General features: G+C 53.7%; 14 protein-coding genes and 1 riboswitch. Of the genes, 7 read left to right on the top strand and 7 right to left on the bottom strand.

The genetic code is table 11. The features are described 5' to 3' along the window. The first annotated feature begins 45 nt into the window (after positions 1-45). The 7 genes from rsd to thiH all read left to right on the top strand — a co-directional run bounded on the left by rsd (position 46) and on the right by thiH (position 6,511). The gene (gene rsd, locus B1H58_RS08945) at positions 46-552 is read left to right on the top strand and encodes a sigma D regulator (RefSeq protein ID WP_085069563.1); all 507 of its coding nucleotides are present in this window, start codon (positions 46-48) and stop codon (positions 550-552) included. 373 nt (positions 553-925) lie between these two features. After that, positions 926-1,025, top strand: a riboswitch (TPP riboswitch). Between the two features lie 84 nt (positions 1,026-1,109). Beyond that, the gene (gene thiC / locus B1H58_RS08935) at positions 1,110-3,032 is read left to right on the top strand and encodes a phosphomethylpyrimidine synthase ThiC (RefSeq protein ID WP_085072268.1); all 1,923 of its coding nucleotides are present in this window, start codon (positions 1,110-1,112) and stop codon (positions 3,030-3,032) included. Continuing rightward, positions 3,029-3,670 (top strand): thiamine phosphate synthase, encoded by a 642-nt coding sequence (gene thiE, locus B1H58_RS08930; protein ID WP_085069559.1) that lies wholly within the window; start codon positions 3,029-3,031, stop codon positions 3,668-3,670. The genes thiC and thiE overlap by 4 nt, the downstream gene beginning before the upstream one ends. After that, entirely contained in the window at positions 3,663-4,412 is a 750-nt protein-coding gene (locus B1H58_RS08925) for a HesA/MoeB/ThiF family protein (RefSeq protein ID WP_085072267.1), read from the top strand. The genes thiE and B1H58_RS08925 overlap by 8 nt, the downstream gene beginning before the upstream one ends. Continuing rightward, positions 4,409-4,609, top strand: coding sequence for a sulfur carrier protein ThiS (gene thiS, locus B1H58_RS08920; protein WP_085069557.1), 201 nt, complete (start codon positions 4,409-4,411; stop codon positions 4,607-4,609). Before B1H58_RS08925 ends, thiS begins: the two co-directional genes overlap by 4 nt. 1 nt (position 4,610) lies before the next feature. Further along, on the top strand, positions 4,611-5,390 hold the full coding sequence (locus tag B1H58_RS08915; RefSeq protein WP_085069555.1) for a thiazole synthase: 780 nt from the start codon (positions 4,611-4,613) through the stop codon (positions 5,388-5,390). Beyond that, positions 5,387-6,511, top strand: a complete 1,125-nt coding sequence (gene thiH, locus B1H58_RS08910) for a 2-iminoacetate synthase ThiH (protein ID WP_085069553.1) — start codon at positions 5,387-5,389, stop codon at positions 6,509-6,511. Before B1H58_RS08915 ends, thiH begins: the two co-directional genes overlap by 4 nt. A 190-nt stretch (positions 6,512-6,701) precedes the next feature. On the opposite strand, the gene B1H58_RS08905 is transcribed toward thiH, so the two are convergent. From B1H58_RS08905 to rplK, 7 genes are all read right to left on the bottom strand, one after another. Then, positions 6,702-7,790: a DUF1176 domain-containing protein gene (locus B1H58_RS08905; RefSeq protein ID WP_085069551.1), complete on the bottom strand. Its 1,089-nt coding sequence runs from the start codon at positions 7,788-7,790 to the stop codon at positions 6,702-6,704. Between the two features lie 228 nt (positions 7,791-8,018). Continuing rightward, positions 8,019-12,242: a DNA-directed RNA polymerase subunit beta' gene (gene rpoC / locus B1H58_RS08900; RefSeq protein ID WP_085069549.1), complete on the bottom strand. Its 4,224-nt coding sequence runs from the start codon at positions 12,240-12,242 to the stop codon at positions 8,019-8,021. Between the two features lie 96 nt (positions 12,243-12,338). Continuing rightward, positions 12,339-16,367 (bottom strand): DNA-directed RNA polymerase subunit beta, encoded by a 4,029-nt coding sequence (gene rpoB, locus B1H58_RS08895; RefSeq protein WP_085069547.1) that lies wholly within the window; start codon positions 16,365-16,367, stop codon positions 12,339-12,341. A gap of 325 nt (positions 16,368-16,692) precedes the next feature. Then, positions 16,693-17,058: a 50S ribosomal protein L7/L12 gene (rplL, locus tag B1H58_RS08890; RefSeq protein WP_038629792.1), complete on the bottom strand. Its 366-nt coding sequence runs from the start codon at positions 17,056-17,058 to the stop codon at positions 16,693-16,695. Between the two features lie 62 nt (positions 17,059-17,120). Beyond that, positions 17,121-17,618: a 50S ribosomal protein L10 gene (gene rplJ, locus B1H58_RS08885; protein ID WP_012772934.1), complete on the bottom strand. Its 498-nt coding sequence runs from the start codon at positions 17,616-17,618 to the stop codon at positions 17,121-17,123. Positions 17,619-17,966: 348 nt separating this feature from the next. After that, the gene (gene rplA, locus B1H58_RS08880; RefSeq protein ID WP_085069545.1) at positions 17,967-18,671 is read right to left on the bottom strand and encodes a 50S ribosomal protein L1; all 705 of its coding nucleotides are present in this window, start codon (positions 18,669-18,671) and stop codon (positions 17,967-17,969) included. Between the two features lie 3 nt (positions 18,672-18,674). Continuing rightward, entirely contained in the window at positions 18,675-19,103 is a 429-nt protein-coding gene (gene rplK, locus B1H58_RS08875; RefSeq protein ID WP_085069544.1) for a 50S ribosomal protein L11, read from the bottom strand. Between the last annotated feature and the right edge of the window lie 26 nt (positions 19,104-19,129).

Here is a 19,129-nt window from a genome sequence, read left to right as displayed (position 1 = left end):
TGTTAAGTATAAGTAGCGGTAAGACTATAACTCACGGAGACAAACATGCTTAACCAGTTAGACGTTCTGACCGAGCGCGTAGGTGGCAGTAATGAACTGGTAGACCTTTGGCTTAATGCGCGCAGGCAGCTTTTGGTTGCTTATTATCAGGTTGTTGGCATCAAACCGAACAAAGAGTCTCTCACCGCCCTTGATGAAAAGGCGCTCGACAATTTTTGTCAGAATCTGGTGGACTATCTTTCTACCGGCCATTTCAATGTTTATGAACGCATTATCGAAGAGATGACTGGCGACAGCCCGTTGCTGGCTGCTGCACAAATCTATCCTGCGCTGCAGGGTAATACTGAACAAATCATGCAGCTTTACGATACCCATTTTGAAGCAGCTATCGATCATGATAACTGCATGGAGTTCCAGCAGGCGCTATCTGAAGTGGGCGAAGCGCTGGAAGCGCGCTTCACGCTGGAAGATAAACTGATCCAACTGGCCTTTGAGAACAATTTAGCTGCGCTGGCTGCGGCTAACGATCAGGCGCTGGCACGTCCGGCGTAACCGTTAATCATTTTTTATACCCTAAATAATTCGCGTTGCGGGCAGGCAGCGACGCAGTGAGTCCCCAGGAGCTTACACCGGTAAGTGACTGGGGTGAGCGAGGAAAGCCAACGCACCAGCAACGTGAAGTATGACGGGTATACCCTAAATAATTCGCGTTGCGGGCAGGTAGCGACGCAGTGAGTCCCCAGAAGCTTACACCGGTAAGTGACTGGGGCGAGCGAGGAAAGCCAACGCACCAGCAACGTGAAGTATGACGGGTATACCTCTTGTAGTTTTGCCAACGCCCCTTTATGCTGAAGGGGCTTTTTTATAACCTTGTCGCAACATAACGCGTGCGAGGTGTCGCCAGCAGCCTGTCTGCAGCGCGATTTTCTTCTTGTCGGAGTGCCTTTTAGGCTGAGACCGTTAATTCGGGATCCGCGGAACCTGATCAGGTTAGAACCTGCGAAGGGAACAAGAGTACAGATCATCTCACGGCGTCAATCCGTATTGACGCCGTGTCGTTACTCCTTCCGAGCTCCGGACAAGCAATGTTCCTTTATCTGGAGTTTGCTATGTCTGCTAAACCAAACCGTCGTGAACAGCGCGCCCAGGCGCAACAATTTATTGCCTCTCTGCAGGGAACCGCATTTCCTAATTCAAAGCGTATCTGGATCCAGGGCAGCCGCCCCGACATTCGCGTACCGATGCGTGAAATCCAGTTGAGCCCAACGTTGATCGGCGGTGATAAAACCGCGCCAGTCTATGAAGATAACGAGCCGGTTCCGGTTTACGATACGGCTGGCCCGTATGGCGATCCCGAAGCAACTATCGATGTGCACAAGGGGTTGCCGCGCCTGCGCAGCGCCTGGATTGAGCAACGTGCTGATACCGAACAGACAGAACTTAGCTCCAGCTACAGCCAGCTGCGCCTGAAAGATGAAGGGCTTGATCATTTGCGCTTTGATAACCTGCCGCGTCCGCGCCGCGCGCAAGCTGGCCGCCGTGTTACCCAACTGCACTATGCCCGTCAGGGTATCATCACGCCGGAAATGGAATTTATCGCCCTGCGGGAAAACATGGGCCGCGAACGTATTCGTAGCGAAGTTCTGCTCCAGCAGCATCCTGGCCACAGCTTTGGCGCTCAGCTGCCGGAAAACATCACACCGGAATTTGTGCGCCAGGAGGTTGCCGCAGGCCGCGCGATTATCCCTGCCAATATCAACCATCCCGAAGCAGAGCCAATGATTATTGGCCGTAACTTTTTGGTTAAGGTGAATGCCAATATCGGCAACTCTGCCGTCAGCTCCTCTATTGAAGAAGAGGTTGAAAAGCTGGTTTGGTCCACCCGCTGGGGCGCGGATACCGTGATGGATCTCTCTACCGGACGTTATATTCATGAAACGCGCGAATGGATCTTGCGTAACAGCCCGGTGCCGATTGGTACGGTTCCAATTTATCAGGCACTGGAAAAGGTCAACGGCATTGCGGAAAACCTGACCTGGGAACTGTTCCGCGATACCCTGCTGGAGCAGGCGGAACAGGGCGTGGACTATTTTACTATCCACGCGGGGGTGCTGTTGCGCTATGTGCCAATGACGGCAAAACGTCTGACCGGTATCGTTTCGCGCGGCGGCTCGATTATGGCTAAGTGGTGCCTCTCCCATCATCAGGAGAGCTTTCTGTATGAGCACTTCCGCGAAATCTGTGAAATTTGTGCCGCCTATGATGTTTCTCTGTCGCTGGGCGATGGGCTACGTCCCGGCTCGATCCAGGATGCCAATGATGAAGCGCAGTTTGCCGAACTGCATACGCTGGGCGAGCTGACCAAAATTGCCTGGGAGTATGACGTTCAGGTGATGATTGAAGGACCGGGACATGTGCCAATGCAGATGATCCGACGCAATATGACCGAGCAGCTGGAGCACTGCCACGAAGCGCCTTTTTACACGCTCGGCCCGTTGACCACCGATATCGCCCCCGGCTATGACCATTTCACCTCCGGTATCGGCGCCGCCATGATTGGCTGGTTTGGCTGTGCGATGCTCTGCTACGTCACGCCGAAAGAGCATCTGGGCCTGCCGAATAAAGAGGATGTTAAGCAAGGCCTGATTACCTATAAGATCGCCGCACACGCCGCCGATCTGGCGAAAGGTCATCCCGGCGCGCAGATCCGCGATAACGCCATGTCAAAAGCGCGTTTTGAATTCCGTTGGGAAGATCAGTTTAATCTTGCACTCGATCCGCATACCGCTCGCGCTTATCACGATGAAACACTGCCGCAGGAATCGGGCAAGGTCGCACATTTCTGTTCGATGTGCGGTCCGAAATTCTGCTCAATGAAAATCACGCAGGAAGTGCGCGATTACGCGGCAAAACAGCAGGCTGAGGCGCAGCCGATTGAAGTGGGCATGGCTGAGATGTCACAGGCATTTCGTCAGCGTGGCAGTGAGCTTTATCATCCTGCTGATGCGCTCCGCCCGGAGGAAAAAGCATGATCCAGCCTTTTCCTGCAACGCCCCACCGGCTTGGTCTCTATCCTGTTGTCGATAGTCTGGAATGGATAGCGCGTCTGTTGGATGCGGGCGTGCGTACCTTACAGCTACGCATCAAAGACCAGCCTGACGCCGAAGTAGAGCCAATTGTGCAACAGGCTATCGCGTTAGGCAAAACGTACCAGGCGCGGCTGTTTATTAATGATTACTGGCAGTTGGCGATTAAACACCATGCTTACGGCGTTCATCTGGGACAGGAAGATCTGGATGTCGCCGATTTGCAGGCAATTCGTCACGCTGGCCTGCGTCTTGGCATTTCTACGCATGATGACGAGGAAATCGATCGGGCACTGGCCGTGAAGCCCTCCTATATTGCCCTGGGCCATATTTTCCCAACGCAAACCAAGCTAATGCCCTCTTCTCCTCAGGGCCTGGAGCAGTTAAAACGCCATCTGGCACGGCTGGAAAACATCCCTACCGTCGCCATCGGCGGCATTAGCCTTGAACGCGCGCCTGCTGTGCTGGCCTGCGGCGTCGGCAGCATAGCGGTGGTCAGCGCAATTACACAGGCTGCCGACTGGCGCGACGCCACCCAAAAATTGCTGGCGCTGGCTGGTGCGGGAGACGAGGATGATGATTAACGATCGCGATTTCCTGCGTTACAGCCGCCAGCTTTTGCTGGAAGAATTTGGCGTAGAGGGCCAACAGAAGCTGCAACAGGCCAGCGTACTGATTGTCGGCCTTGGCGGTCTTGGCGCGCCTGCCGCGCTATGGCTGGCGGCGGCGGGCGTTGGCAAGCTGCTGCTGGCTGATGATGATATTTTGCATATCAGCAACTTACAGCGACAAATCCTCTATCGCAGCGCCGACTGCGGTAAAGCGAAAGCGTCACTGGCCCAGTATCAACTGCAATCCCTTAATCCACAAGTGGAAACTATCGCCCTGCAGGAAAGAATGGATGCTGAACAGCTGGCACACTGGGTGCCGCAGGTGAATCTGGTGCTGGACTGTAGTGATAATATGACCACCCGTCATGCGGTTAATGCCGCCTGCGTCGCGGCCAATACGCCGCTGATCAGCGGAAGCGCCGTTGGTTTCAGCGGACAGCTGCTGGTGATCTCACCGCCCTGGCGACATGGCTGCTATCGCTGTCTCTGGCCAGACAACAGCGAACCTCAGCGTAACTGCCGTACCGCCGGCGTACTTGGCCCGGTCGTGGGCACAATCGGAACGTTACAGGCGCTTGAGGCGCTGAAAATGCTGGCTGGCCTCTCCTCCGCGCTGGATGGGCAACTGCGTCTGTTTGATGGTCGTCAACAAACCTGGCGTACCCTGAGCCTCACTCCCGATCCGCATTGTCCGGTTTGCGGAGGCGATAAATGAAAATCGTCGTTAATGATGAGGCGCTGACGCTGGACTCCCCGCTTACGCTGGATCAACTGTTGGATCAGCTGGCGTGCCAGCCTGCTGGCACTGCGCTGGCGGTTAATCAACAGATAATACCGCGTGGCAGTTGGTCACAGCATACGTTATGCGAAGGGGATGTTGTGGTGATTTTTCAGGCAATAGCCGGAGGCTGATATGTTACAGATAGCAGATAAACAATTTTCTTCTCGCCTGTTTACCGGTACCGGAAAATTCGCCACGCCCACATTGATGCTTGAGGCAATTCGCGCCTCTGGCTCACAGCTGGTGACCATGGCAATGAAACGTCTCGACTTACGCGGCGGCGATGATGGCATTCTTGCGCCGCTGCAGGCGCTGGGCGTACAGCTGTTGCCAAATACCTCAGGAGCGAAAACCGCAGAAGAAGCCATATTTGCCGCCCGCCTGGCGCGCGAAGCGCTTGGTACCCACTGGCTGAAGCTGGAAATCCACCCCGATGCGCGTTATCTGCTGCCGGACGCGATTGAAACGCTGAAGGCGGCGCAGCAGCTGGTCAGAGAAGGTTTTACCGTGCTGCCCTACTGCAGCGCCGATCCGGTGTTGTGCAAAAGGCTGGAAGAGGTGGGATGCGCCGCTGTCATGCCGCTGGGGGCACCTATCGGTAGCAATCAGGGGTTAAAAACCCGCGACCTGCTGGCCATTATTATCGAACAGGCGAAAGTGCCAGTGGTTATTGATGCCGGAATCGGCGCGCCCAGTCATGCCAGTGAAGCGCTGGAAATGGGTGCGGATGCGGTGTTGGTAAATACAGCGATTGCCGTGGCGCGTTCCCCGGTAGAAATGGCGCGGGCATTTCGTCTCGCTGTTGAAGCCGGCCGCATTGCACACCAAAGCGGCCTTGGTGCCAGCCAGCCACAGGCAGCGCCATCCAGTCCGCTGACCGCTTTTCTCAGTCAATCGGAGGGCGCCCAATGAAGGATTTTATCGAACGCTGGCGACAGCTTGACTGGGATGATATCCGCCTGCGTATTCACAGCAAAACCGCCGCCGATGTGCAGCAGGCGCTAAACGCCTCGTGCCCGGATCGCGACGATCTCATGGCATTGCTCTCTCCGGCGGCGGCGGCTTTTCTTGAGCCAATGGCGCAGAAAGCTCAACGCCTGACGCGTCAGCGGTTCGGTAATACGGTCAGTTTTTACGTACCGCTTTATCTTTCGAATCTGTGCGCTAACGACTGTACCTATTGCGGTTTTTCAATGAGTAACCGTATTAAGCGTAAAACGCTCGATGCGGATGAGATCGAACGCGAATGTCAGGCGATCCGCGCCATGGGCTTTGATCATCTGCTGCTGGTTACTGGCGAGCATCAGACCAAAGTAGGCGTTGAATACTTCCACCAGCACCTGCCGCAGATCCGGCGACATTTCAGTTCGCTGATGATGGAAGTGCAGCCTTTATCGGAAGCGGAATATGTGGGGCTGAAACATATCGGGCTGGATGGCGTGCTGGTTTATCAGGAAACCTACCATCCAAAAATTTATCAGCAACATCATTTGAAAGGAAATAAGCAGGACTTTTTCTTTCGGCTGGAAACACCGGATCGGCTGGGCCGCGCCGGGATCGACAAGATCGGACTTGGCGCGCTGATCGGCCTTTCCGACAGCTGGCGAACTGACTGTTTTATGCTGGCGGAGCATTTGCTGTGGTTGCAAAAAACTTACTGGCAGAGCCGTTATTCCATTGCTTTCCCGCGTCTGCGTCCCTGTGCTGGCGGGATTGAGCCTGCATCCTTGATGAGCGAAGCCCAACTGGTACAGACTATTTGCGCTTTCCGCCTGTTTGCGCCGGAAGTAGAGCTTACGTTATCGACGCGGGAATCTCCTGCGTTTCGCGACAGTGTGGTACCGCTGGCCATCAACAGCATTAGCGCTTTTTCCAAAACACAGCCCGGCGGCTATGCCGATCACGATCCGCAGCTGGAGCAGTTTTCACCAGACGATCACCGTACCCCGCAAGAAGTGGCGACGGCGCTTACGCGGGCAGGATTACAGCCGGTATGGAAAGACTGGGACAGCTGGCTGGGACGCTCGCCGTAATAAAAGGTAACGGATGACACGTTGCCGATCTTTTTTGGAAGAGATTCTCCAGTGTTAAACGGGCGCGCTTTGCCTTGCTGGCTGCACGAATTACAGTAATGGCGTCAGGCAATAACGCGCTGACCAGGGTCAGTTTTTTATTCACTCTGCTGACCCTGCCCTTCCCTAACCCGGCAATGAGACAGGGCAATTACCGGCTGTTTTCGCTGTCGGTATAACCTGGCGTAGCCCATACCGAAGGCCAGTCTCCCGGTTCACCACCGTCGCAGCCCGGCTGACTGTTATAGCTCATCAAATGGAATATATTGCCGTCATAGCGCCAGGCTGCGCTTTCACCACAATCAGCGATGCCGCGACCACGCGAAGCATGAAACAGCTGGCCGCTGTGCGGATCGTAGCTGACTTCGGTAAACCAGCTTACGCTATTGGGCTTGCCTTCCGCGTTATGTAACGGTAACGGTAACACCAGCTGCTGCGCTTTTTCAGGTGCGGCGCGCGGCGTAATAAACAGTACGCTGGAAGATTGATAGGCACCCATGCCGCAGTTAATCATCACTAAAGCATGCTGCGCGTCCAGCGGTTGCGCCTCGCTGCGTGCGATATCCTCTTCAGCAGGTTCGCACTCCTCCCTTTTCAGTACCGGCTGCTGGCTGGCGATCACTTTTTGAAGCAGCGCCTGGGCGTTATCTAATGGCACAACGGGCGGCACAGGTGGTAACGAAGGCACTACGGAGGCGCGCGATGGCACGCTCCCGGCTGGCTCAGTACCGGTTTTAAACAGCGCCGTTTGATTACCGAGACGCCCCTGCCGCTCATCAACAAACAGCAGCGCCGCATTCAGGCCGCTTAATGAACCGGTAATCTCATTATCAGACGTCAGGGAAATCGTCATGGCATTTTTAGCCGCTGTCACCAGCGCCTGAATATCGCTTAAGCTGTCGCTGTGTGCATTAGCGTAATCATTATTCGCATCAGCATCTGAAAGGTTTATGGCATGGTTCCAACGTTTTCCATCCAGCCAGACACCCTCCGCTTTCCCGGCATCAAAGCTCATAATATCCAGCGAGGCAGTACCTTCAGGTCCCGCCTGATGACGGATCACGATACGCATATTTTCATCCACGTTACGGATATCGCAATCGTTAAGGTTGTTGCAGGTTACCTGCCACCCTTTAAAAAAACGCTGTACCGGCTCTCCCGGCGGCTCGGCGATAGCCATTGCGGTGGGTAGCCCACCAGACAGCATTAATAACAGCAGAGCCTTGCCAGATAAGTTCATGCCTGGATTCCCTTGATATGCAGTAAGCGGATAGATAAGCGCACTTTTGCCTGCGCCTGATGGCCACAACGTTACGCACGTCTATCTTATTCTTTCCCACACAATATCGCTTTTTCACACAGATAAAAATATTACCAAAGAAGCTTATATGTGATTTGAATGCCCATAAAAAAACCCTGCCGAAGCAGGGTTTTTTATTTATGGCTCTAATGGCGCTACGTCTGACGATTACTCGTCGTCGCTGCCACCGAGACCGGCGTTCAGCAGCTCGGCCAGGCTGGCCGTTGCTTCTTCCGCGCTCACCTGAGGCGCCACGGTCGGCTCGCCAGACTGGCGGCGACGCATACGATCCTGATGGTACGCGTAACCGGTACCAGCCGGGATCAGACGACCCACGATCACGTTCTCTTTCAGGCCGCGCAGTTCATCACGCTTGCCTGCTACTGCGGCTTCGGTCAGGACACGTGTGGTTTCCTGGAACGATGCTGCAGAGATGAACGATTCGGTTGCCAGTGACGCTTTGGTAATACCCAACAGATCGCGAGCGTAAGTTGCGCCCACTTTGCCGTTGGTTTCCAGATCGCGGTTGGCAATCTTCACGCGTGAGTATTCTACCTGCTCGCCTTCCAGGAACTCGGAGCTGCCCGCGTTAGCGATGGTTGCTTTACGCAGCATCTGACGCACGATAACTTCGATGTGTTTATCGTTAATCTTAACGCCCTGCAGACGGTATACGTCCTGCACTTCGTTAACGATATAACGGGTCACAGCCTGAACGCCACGCAGACGCAGAATGTCATGCGGTGATTCCGGACCATCGGAGATAACGTCACCACGTTCTACGCGCTCACCTTCAAACACGTTGAGCTGACGCCATTTCGGGATCATCTCTTCGTAGTGATCGCTACCGTCGATCGGCGTGATCACCAGACGACGCTTGCCTTTGGTCTCTTTACCGAAGGAGACGATACCGCTGATTTCAGCCAGAATCGCAGGTTCTTTCGGACGACGCGCTTCAAACAGGTCAGCAACGCGCGGCAGACCACCGGTAATATCTTTAGTACCGCCAGATTCCTGCGGCACACGCGCCAGCGTATCACCAGAGCTGATCTTCACACCATCTTCCAGCTGAACAATCGCTTTGCCCGGCAGGAAGTACTGTGCCGGCATATCAGTGCCCGGGATCAGTACATCGTTACCGTTAGCATCAACGATTTTCAGTGCCGGACGCAGATCTTTACCACCTGTGGTACGTTCTGCGGTATCCAGTACCACCAGCGAAGACAGACCGGTCAGCTCGTCAGTTTGACGGGTAATGGTCTGGCCGTCGATCATGTCGGTGAAACGGATGAAACCGCTCACTTCAGTGATAACCGGCATGGTGTGTGGATCCCAGTTCGCTACCGTTTCACCGGCATTGACCTGCTCACCGTCACCTTTCGCCATGGTCGCACCGTAAGGCACTTTATAGCTTTCTTTGGTGCGCCCGAATTCGTCGATCATTTTCAGTTCAACGTTACGGGAGGTAATAACCAGCTTGCCAGCGGAGTTGGTAACCGACTTGGCGTTGGTCAGCTTGATAGTACCTTTGTTCTTCACCTGGATGCTGGATTCAGCAGCCGCACGCGATGCCGCACCACCGATGTGGAAGGTACGCATCGTCAGCTGTGTACCCGGCTCACCGATTGACTGTGCCGCGATAACGCCGATAGCCTCACCGTTGTTGATGATGTGGCCACGCGCCAGGTCACGACCGTAGCAGTGTGCACACACACCGAAGTCGGTTTCACAGGCAACAACAGAGCGAACTTTAACGCTGTCGACAGAGTTCTGCTCCAGTACGTCACACCAGTGCTCATCAAGCAGCGTGTTACGTGATACCAGAATGTCAGCGGTGCCCGGCTTCAGTACGTCTTCTGCCGTTACACGGCCAAGAACGCGCTCACGCAGCGGCTCTTTAACGTCGCCACCTTCGATAACCGGCGTCATCATGATGCCTTCATGCGTACCACAGTCATCTTCGGTTACTACCAGGTCCTGCGCCACGTCAACCAGACGACGGGTCAGATAACCGGAGTTTGCCGTTTTCAGTGCGGTATCCGCCAGACCTTTACGCGCACCGTGCGTGGAGATGAAGTACTGGAGTACGTTCAGACCTTCACGGAAGTTCGCGGTGATCGGCGTTTCGATGATGGAGCCATCCGGCTTCGCCATCAGACCACGCATACCAGCCAGCTGACGAATCTGAGCGGCGGAACCACGCGCACCAGAGTCGGCCATCATAAAGATGCTGTTAAAGGAAACCTGTTTTTCCTCTTCGCCGTCACGGTTAATAACCGTTTCGGTAGAGAGGTTTTCCATCATCGCCTTAGCAACACGTTCGTTTGCCGCGGCCCAGATATCGATAACCTTGTTATAGCGCTCGCCAGCTGTTACCAGACCAGACTGGAACTGTTCCTGAATCTCAGCCACTTCCGCTTCCGCTTCGGTGATGATTTCCACTTTCTTCGCTGGAATAACCATATCATCGATACCAACGGAAGCGCCTGAACGGGCTGCGTAGGCAAAACCGGTGTACATGGTCTGGTCAGCAAAGATAACGGTCGGCTTCAGGCCCAGAATGCGGTAACAGGTGTTCAGCATTTTGGAGATCGCCTTTTTACCCAGCGCCTGGTTGACGATGGAGTACGGCAGACCTTGCGGTACGATCATCCACAGAATCGCACGACCGATAGTGGTATCGATAATGCTGGTTTTCGGGATGAAATCGCCCTGCTCATTTTTTTCGTATTCAGTGATACGCACTTTAACGCGCGCATGCAGCTCGGCCAGGCCAGCGCGATAAACACGCTCAGCTTCTTTCGGGCCAGTCAGCACCATGCCTTCGCCTTTGGCGTTCACTTTGTCGCGGGTCATGTAGTACAGACCCAGTACAACGTCCTGAGACGGAACGATGATCGGTTCGCCGTTCGCCGGAGACAGAATGTTGTTGGTCGACATCATCAGCGCACGCGCTTCCAGCTGGGCTTCCAGCGTCAGCGGTACGTGAACAGCCATCTGGTCACCATCGAAGTCGGCGTTATAGGCCGCACAAACCAGCGGGTGCAGCTGGATAGCTTTACCTTCGATCAGAACCGGTTCAAAAGCCTGAATACCCAGACGGTGCAGCGTTGGCGCACGGTTCAGCAGAACCGGGTGCTCACGGATAACTTCATCCAGGATATCCCAAACCACCGCTTCTTCACGCTCAACCATTTTCTTGGCGGCTTTGATGGTGGTAGCAAGACCACGCAGCTCCAGCTTGCCGTAGATGAACGGTTTGAACAGTTCCAGCGCCATTTTCTTCGGCAGGCCGCACTGATGCAGACGCAGGTAAGGACCTACGGTAATAACGGAACGACCAGAGTAGTCGACGCGTTTACCCAGCAGGTTCTGACGGAAACGACCCTGCTTACCTTTGATCATGTCAGCCAGCGACTTCAGCGGACGCTTGTTGGAGCCAGTGATGGCGCGACCACGACGGCCGTTATCCAGCAGCGCATCTACCGCTTCCTGCAGCATACGTTTTTCGTTACGTACGATGATATCTGGCGCAGCCAGATCCAGCAGACGTTTCAAACGGTTGTTACGGTTAATGACGCGACGATAAAGATCGTTCAGGTCAGAAGTCGCAAAACGACCGCCGTCCAGCGGAACCAGCGGACGCAGATCCGGCGGCAGAACCGGCAGCACGGTCAGGATCATCCACTCCGGCTTGTTGCCAGACTGCACGAACGCTTCCAGCAGTTTGATACGCTTGGTCAGCTTTTTACGTTTGGTCTCGGAGTTGGTTTCGTTCAGCTCTTCGCGCAGCTGCTCGCATTCCTGCTCCAGATCCATATTCTTCAGCAGCGCCTGGATCGCTTCCGCGCCCATCTTCGCATCGAATTCGTCGCCAAACTCTTCCAGCGCATCCAGATACTGCTCTTCAGTCAGGATCTGACGCTTCTCGAGGTTGGTCATACCGCCTTCAACCACCACATAGGATTCGAAGTACAGTACGCGTTCGATATCACGCAGCGGCATATCCAGCAGCAAACCGATACGGGACGGCAGAGACTTCAGGAACCAAATGTGCGCAGTCGGGGAAGCCAGCTCGATGTGGCCCATACGCTCACGGCGCACTTTAGTCTGGGTCACTTCAACGCCGCACTTCTCACAGATAACACCGCGGTGTTTCAGGCGCTTGTACTTACCGCACAGGCATTCATAGTCTTTTACCGGCCCGAAGATACGGGCGCAGAACAGACCATCACGCTCTGGCTTGAAGGTACGGTAGTTAATGGTTTCCGGCTTTTTCACTTCACCGAAAGACCAGGAACGGATCATGTCTGGCGAGGCCAGAGCAATTTTGATCGCATCAAACTCTTCGGTTTTAGTTTGCGCTTTCAGAAACTTAAGTAAGTCTTTCACGGATTAGCTCCCGTCGGAGTGAGACTTCTCAAGAAAGCCCGGGCAAGCCCGGACTCTCTTGTAACCAGTACGACTGCGAGTGCTACCTTGCGGTAATTACTCGTCTTCCAGCTCGATGTTGATACCCAGCGAGCGGATCTCTTTCAACAGTACGTTGAAGGATTCCGGCATGCCCGGTTCCATCTGATGGTTGCCGTCCACGATGTTTTTATACATTTTGGTACGACCGTTAACGTCATCAGACTTAACGGTAAGCATTTCTTGCAGCGTGTAGGCCGCGCCGTATGCTTCCAGCGCCCACACTTCCATCTCACCGAAGCGCTGACCACCGAACTGTGCCTTACCACCCAGCGGCTGCTGAGTAACCAGGCTATAAGAGCCGGTAGAACGTGCGTGCATCTTGTCATCAACCAGGTGGTTGAGTTTCAGCATGTACATGTAGCCAACGGTAACCGGACGCTCGAACTGCTCGCCAGTACGGCCATCAAACAGGGTGATCTGGCCAGAAGTCGGCAGATCGCCAAGCTGCAGCAGCTCTTTGATTTCGCTCTCTTTCGCGCCATCAAACACCGGCGTTGCGATCGGCATACCTTTTTTCAGGTTCTCAGCCAGGCGCAGCACTTCATCATCAGAGAAGGTGTTCAGATCAACACGCTGACGTACGTCGGCGCCCAGATCGTAAGCACGCTGGATAAACTCACGCAGCTTGGCGACTTCTTCCTGCTTCTTCAGCATCGCATTGATCTTGTCACCAATGCCTTTGGCAGCCATGCCCAGGTGCGTTTCCAGAATCTGACCGATGTTCATACGTGACGGTACGCCCAGCGGGTTCAGTACGATATCGACCGGCGTACCGTTCTCATCGTAAGGCATATCTTCGATCGGGTTGATCTTGGAGATAACACCTTTGTTCCCGTGACGACCTGCCATCTTGTCACCAGGCTGGATCTGACGTTTAACGGCCAGATACACTTTAACGATTTTCAGCACGCCCGGTGCCAGGTCATCGCCCTGAGTGATTTTGCGGCGCTTCGCTTCAAGTTTCTTCTCAAACTCGTGCTTCAGCTCATCGTACTGCTCAGCCAGCTGCTCCAGCTGATTCTGTTTCTGCTCGTCGGTCAGGCCCAGCTCCAGCCAACGCTCACGCGGCAGCTTGTCCAGTTTTTCCGCTTCCACGCCGCCGGAAACCAGCACTGAGTGGATACGGGCAAACAGGCCGGCTTCGAGGATCTGCAGTTCTTCAGTCAGGTCTTTTTTCGCCTGCTTCAGCTGCATCTCTTCGATTTCCAATGCGCGCTTGTCTTTTTCCACGCCATCGCGGGTAAAGACCTGCACATCGATAACGGTACCTGAAACGCCGTTTGGTACCCGCAGAGAAGAGTCTTTAACGTCAGACGCTTTCTCACCGAAGATCGCACGCAGCAGTTTCTCTTCTGGCGTCAGCTGGGTTTCACCTTTCGGCGTTACCTTACCAACCAGAATGTCGCCGCCGGTCACTTCCGCACCGATATAAACGATACCGGATTCATCCAGCTTGGAGAGCGCAGCTTCACCCACGTTCGGGATATCAGCGGTGATCTCTTCAGGCCCCAGCTTGGTGTCACGCGACACGCATGCCAGTTCCTGGATATGAATCGTGGTAAAACGATCTTCCTGTACTACGCGCTCGGAGACCAGAATGGAGTCTTCGAAGTTGTAGCCGTTCCACGGCATGAACGCTACGCGCATGTTCTGACCCAGCGCCAGTTCACCCAAGTCGGTGGACGGACCATCAGCCAGCACGTCGCCGCGCTCAACCGGCTCACCCAGAGAAACGCACGGCATCTGGTTGATGCAGGTGTTCTGGTTAGAACGGGTATATTTAGTCAGGTTGTAGATGTCGATGCCGGCTTCGCCCGGATACATCTCTTCTTCGTTAACTTTGATAACGATACGAGAAGCATCAACATACTGTACGGTACCACCACGTTTCGCTACGGCGGTTACACCGGAGTCAACCGCTACCGCACGCTCCATACCGGTACCTACCAGCGGCTTATCAGCACGCAGAGTCGGAACCGCCTGACGTTGCATGTTCGCACCCATCAGGGCGCGGTTAGCATCATCGTGCTCCAGGAACGGGATCAGGGACGCACCGACAGAAACCACCTGCTGGGTGGAAACGTCCATGTAGTCAACCTGGTCGCGGCTGAACAGGCTCGATTCGCCTTTGCTACGGCAAGTCACCAGATCATCGACAAAATGACCTTCTTCATCGAGGTTGGTGTTCGCCTGAGCGATAACGTAGTTACCCTCTTCGATAGCAGAGAGGTAATGAATTTCGTCGGTGACCACGCCATCGATAACGCGACGGTACGGCGTTTCAAGGAAACCGTATTCGTTAGTCTGCGCATATACCGACAGGGAGTTGATCAGACCGATGTTCGGACCTTCCGGCGTTTCGATTGGACATACGCGACCATAGTGAGTCGGGTGTACGTCTCGCACTTCGAAGCCTGCACGCTCACGCGTCAAGCCGCCTGGGCCCAGGGCAGAGATACGACGCTTATGCGTAATCTCTGACAGCGGGTTGTTCTGGTCCATAAACTGAGACAGCTGGCTGGAACCAAAGAACTCTTTCACCGCTGCGGAGATCGGCTTAGCGTTAATCATATCCTGTGGCATCAGGGTATCGAGGTCGCCCAGAGAGAGACGCTCTTTCACCGCACGCTCAACGCGCACCAGACCTACACGGAACTGGTTTTCGGCCATTTCGCCTACGGAACGGATACGACGGTTGCCGAGGTGGTCGATATCATCCACTTCGCCTTTACCGTTACGGATACCGATGAGCTTCTTCATGACTTCGATGATGTCATCTTTGCTCAGGATACCAGAGCCTTCGATTTCATCACGGCCGAGAGAGCGGTTGAACTTCATGCGGCCTACCGCAGAAAGGTCATAACGATCTTCGGAGAAGAACAGATTCTCAAACAGGTTTTCCGCAGCTTCACGCGTCGGCGGCTCGCCCGGACGCATCATGCGATAGATCTCAACCAGCGCGCTCAGGCGATCGTTGGTTGGGTCAACGCGCAGCGTTTCGGAGATATAGGCACCGTGGTCAAGGTCGTTGGTAAACAGCGTTTCGATACGCTTATGACCCGCCTGGCTCAGCTTAGCCAGCAGATCCAGCGACAGCTCCATGTTAGCGGATACGATCAGCTCACCGGTGCTTTCGTCAACGTAGTCTTTAGCAACCACTTTGCCTGCGATGTACTCCACCGGCACTTCGATATGCTGGATATTATCTTTTTCCAGCTGACGAATATGACGCGCGGTAATACGACGGCCTTTTTCAACGTAGACTGTGCCGTTCGATTCGATATCGAAAGAGGCAGTTTCGCCACGCAGACGCTCAGGCACCAGTTCCATCTGCAGCTTGTTGTCACGGATTTCAAACACCACTTTTTCGAAGAACAGATCGAGAATCTGTTCAGTGGTGAAGCTCAGTGCGCGCAGAATGATACTGGCCGGCAGCTTACGACGACGGTCAATACGGACGAACAGGTTGTCTTTCGGGTCAAACTCAAAGTCAAGCCATGAACCGCGGTAAGGGATGATACGTGCGTTATACAGCACTTTACCCGAAGAGTGGGTTTTACCCTTATCGCTGTCAAAGAATACGCCAGGACTACGATGCAGCTGAGAAACGATAACCCTTTCAGTACCGTTGATAACAAAGGTACCGTTTTCGGTCATGAGCGGAATTTCGCCCATGTAAACTTCTTGTTCTTTGATGTCTTTAACGGTGCCTTCCGGCGCTTCGCGCTCGTAGATCACCAGGCGCAGTTTAACGCGCAGCGGAGCAGAATATGTCACGCCACGGATCTGACACTCTTTCACATCAAATACAGGTTCGCCTAAGCGGTAGCTGACATACTGCAGCTCAGAGTTGCCGCTATAGCTCTGGATTGGGAATACGGAACGGAATGCAGCTTCCAGACCGTATTGGCCTTCCGGATCTTGCTCGATAAACTTCTGGAACGAGTCAAGCTGGATAGAAAGGAGATAAGGAATGTCCAGAACCTGTGGACGTTTCCCAAAATCCTTACGAATGCGTTTTTTCTCGGTATAGGAGTAAACCATAGGGTTCCTCAGCTAGCTGACAAGTCGACCCACTCTGTCCGTCCTGAAGGACAGTTCATGCAACACTATTTTGTTTGCCGGAAAGTACGAGAGACTTTCCGCAATACGTCTTTCTATCACTCTTAAATCATTTCATTGCTGTTGCATGGGCAGGGAACCCTGCAGGGAAGCAGTATATTAAGGCGTCGATAGAAAAAGATATTGAAGACGTTCAATGGACAAACAGTGCGAAACCCCATTGAAGCCCTGTAGCGCAAAAAGGCTGGTGACCAAAAAGTCACCAGCCATCAGCCTAAAAAGTCAGGCTGCAACCTGGAGGGTTGGCTTATTTAACTTCAACTTCAGCGCCAGCTTCTTCCAGGGATTTTTTCAGAGCTTCAGCGTCGTCTTTGCTGATGCCTTCTTTCAGCGCAGCCGGTGCAGACTCAACCAGATCTTTCGCTTCTTTCAGGCCCAGGCCAGTTGCGCCACGTACTGCTTTGATCACAGCAACTTTGTTAGCGCCAACAGCTTTCAGGACTACGTCGAACTCAGTTTTTTCTTCAACAGCTTCAGCCGGGCCAGCAGCAACAGCTACAGCAGCAGCAGCAGAAACGCCGAATTTTTCTTCCATAGCGGAAACCAGTTCAACCACTTCCATTACGGACATAGCGGCTACTGCTTCCAGAATTTGATCTTTAGTGATAGACATGACAATTGTTCCTAAGAATCAGAAAATAGTGTGTACGTAAAAGTGCGTAGTAAAAGAAGGCCTTAAGCAGCTTCTTTTGCATCGCGTACGGCAGCCAGAGTGCGGACCAGTTTGCCTGCAGCGGCTTCTTTCATGGTCGACATCAGACGTGCCAGTGCTTCTTCGTAGGTCGGCAGCGTTGCCAGACGGTCAATTTGTGCCGCCGGGATCAGCTCACCTTCAAAGGCTGCAGCTTTGACCTCAAATTTTGCATTCGCTTTCGCGAACTCTTTGAACAGACGAGCAGCAGCGCCCGGGTGTTCCATAGAGTATGCAATCAGGGTCGGACCAACAAACGTGTCTTTCAGGCACTCGAACTGAGTACCTTCTACGACGCGGCGCAGCAGGGTGTTACGAACAACACGCATGTAAACGCCAGCTTCACGACCTGCTTTACGCAGTTCAGTCATTTTATCAACGGTAACGCCACGAGAATCCGCAACTACCGCAGACAGCGCGCCTTTGGCTACTTCGCTGACTTCAGCAACAATCGCTTGTTTGTCTTGAAGATTTAATGCCATTAGCTTTTGCTCCTGGATTTTAGCCGGAGGAAAAATTCCACCGGAACTCACTTCACCTGGCGACCGGAAGGAAGCCAGGCGCTAAAACACGGTGAGCAGAATCCAGAAAATAAAAATATTCTTCAGGCTCTGTCACCGTCTACGCAGGAATATTAAGTTCCTTTCGAAACACCTGCGGTCTTGGACGGAGGCCTGGATAAGGCCAGGCTCCAACCGAAAATCTGTTGCCTTGTTTTTTCTTTGGCATCGTTACGGATGCTAAAAATCAAACTTCAGGCATGCGTTCTGTTTTAACAGAACAACGGGCGTAAGATTCTAGTAGAAACTTTCGCCCGCGTAAAGCGATTATTAATTCGCCACTGCAGTCAGACCAGACTGGTCGATGGCAACGCCAGCGCCCATGGTGGTAGACAGGCTAACTTTCTTGATGTACACGCCTTTCGCCTGAGACGGTTTTGCTTTTTTCAGCGCAACCAGCAGAGCTTCCAGGTTTTCTTTCAGTTTGTCAGCGCCGAAATCAACCTTACCGATAGTGGTATGGATGATGCCGTTTTTGTCATTGCGGTAGCGAACCTGGCCAGCTTTAGCATTTTTAACTGCTTCAGCAACGTTCGGCGTAACCGTACCCACTTTCGGGTTCGGCATCAGGCCGCGCGGGCCCAGAACCTGGCCCAGCTGGCCAACAACGCGCATTGCATCCGGAGATGCGATAACAACGTCAAAGTTCATTTCGCCTTTTTTGATCTGCTCAGCCAGATCTTCCATACCTACCAGCTCTGCGCCAGCTGCTTTCGCAGCTTCAGCGTTTGCGCCTTGGGTAAATACAGCAACGCGTACAGAGCGACCGGTACCGTGCGGCAGTACAGTTGCGCCACGCACGTTCTGATCGGATTTACGAGCGTCGATGCCGAGGTTTACAGCAACGTCAACGCTTTCAACGAATTTAGCGGTAGCCAGTTCTTTCAGCAGAGCAACAGCTTCGTTGATGTCATACTGTTTAGTCGCATCAACTTTGTCACGGATCACACGCATGCGCTTGGTCAGCTTAGCCATTTCTTAGTCCTCCACTACCAGGCCCATGGAACGAGCAGTACCTTCGATAGAGCGAGTCATCGCTTCTACGTCAGCACCAGTCATGTCCGCAGCTTTGGTTTCTGCGATTTCACGTACCTGAGCACGGGTTACTTTACCCACTTTGTCTTTGTTCGGCTTGCCAGAACCAGACTTGATACCCGCCGCTTTTTTCAACAGCACAGCTGCCGGAGGCGTTTTGGTAACGAAGGTGAAAGAACGGTCAGAATAAACGGTAATAACAACCGGAATCGGCAGACCTTTTTCAATGCTTTCTGTTTTGGCGTTAAACGCTTTACAGAATTCCATGATGTTAACGCCCTGCTGACCCAGAGCCGGACCTACTGGCGGACTCGGGTTAGCCATACCAGCTGCAACCTGCAGCTTGACGTAGGCTTGTACTTTCTTAGCCATGATATTTCCTCTTTTGGGTATAACGC

The sequence above is a fragment of the Pantoea alhagi genome, from assembly GCF_002101395.1.
Lineage (GTDB): Bacteria > Pseudomonadota > Gammaproteobacteria > Enterobacterales > Enterobacteriaceae > Mixta > Mixta alhagi.
Note: the sequence above shows the minus strand (reverse complement) of the source record. Positions and strands in the feature narration are given on the sequence as shown.